General features: G+C 60.5%; 2 protein-coding genes. Both read right to left on the reverse strand.

Annotated features, from left to right (window positions below; translation table 11 throughout):
- Positions 1–28 precede the first annotated feature (28 nt).
- A complete protein-coding gene (locus HDE76_RS20485) occupies positions 29–847 on the reverse strand; it encodes an IS3 family transposase (RefSeq protein ID WP_255481714.1) in 819 nt (272 codons plus the stop codon).
- Positions 847–1188, reverse strand: a complete 342-nt coding sequence (locus tag HDE76_RS20490; protein WP_343205748.1) for a DUF1153 domain-containing protein — start codon at positions 1186–1188, stop codon at positions 847–849. The genes HDE76_RS20485 and HDE76_RS20490 overlap by 1 nt, the downstream gene beginning before the upstream one ends.
- Positions 1189–1217 lie beyond the last annotated feature (29 nt).

Raw genomic sequence — 1217 nt, forward strand, 5'->3', positions numbered from 1 at the left:
TGTAATGACCCAGCACTTCCTGCACAGGTCAGGCCGCTAAGGCATACGCCTCAGCGGGTGTTTTCATCTTCAACGCCTGGTGCGGGCGCTGGTGGTTGTAGAAGTGGATCCAGTCGCCGATCGTGCGCATGGCGTGGGTCAGGCTTTCGAACCGATGACGATGCACGCACTGCTCTTTCAACGTGCGAATGACCCGCTCGACCATGCCGTTCTGCTGCGGGCAATGCGGCGTAATGGACTCTTGCTGCAGGCCATAGCTGCGGACCAGGCTGGTGTATTTCCGGCTGGTAAAAACTAAGCCGTTGTCCGATCGAAGAAGAAAGGACGTGTTCACCTTGCCCAGGGTACCGAAGCGGCTGATCAGCGCCTGCTCCAGGGCGCCGGCGGCCGTGCTGGCCTTGCCACTGCGCGACAGATGCCAGCCAAGAAGCTCGCGGGTATGGCAATCGATGACCAACGCCAAGCTGAGCCAGCCGTCCTTGCCGCCCCAGACCCGGCACAGATCCGTCGACCAGCGCTCGTCCGGCCTGCTGGCGACCGACGGCAATGCCTGGATACGTGGACGCTGACCAATGGGTCGTTTGCGCACCTGCCAGCCCTTGAGCTGGAAGATGCGCTGGACCGTGTTCTTGTTCATGCCAAGCAGGCCGGCGACAGTACGGTAGCCAAAGGACGGCTCCGCTTCGATAAGGGCTTTCACCGGCACCGAGAGCGCCTCCTGCACCTTCGGTGATGCCTTGGTCGAGCGGTAATAGACCGTCCGGCGCGCCACGCCAAACCAGTGGCACAGCTGGGCCATGGAGACATCGAAGCCATCGGCACGCAGCCCCTGCTGAAGTGAGACCATCAGGTCTCGTCCTTGCCCAGCAGGGAGTTCAATTTTTTTCTGGCGCGCAGCTCCAGCATGGCCTCGCCATAGGCTTCCTGAAGGTCCTTCAACTGCCGCTCGTACTGCTCGCGGACGTCTTCCGGCTTAGCACGCAGGGCATTCTCCATGCCGCGCTTCGCATCCTCGACCCAGCCCTCGATCTCAGAAGGCGGGAGGTCGAACTGACGACTGGCTTCCGATATCGACGTCTTACCTTGAATCACTTCAAGGACCAACGCCGACTTCCGACGGGCGGTCCAGCGTTTGATTTCTTCTTCCATCACGATGCTCATGGGGGTGCTCCCTTGGGAAAGTAACACCTGAGCAGGATTTCAGTGGGTCATTACAT

The organism is Rhodanobacter sp. ANJX3, assembly GCF_014200755.1.
GTDB lineage: Bacteria > Pseudomonadota > Gammaproteobacteria > Xanthomonadales > Rhodanobacteraceae > Rhodanobacter.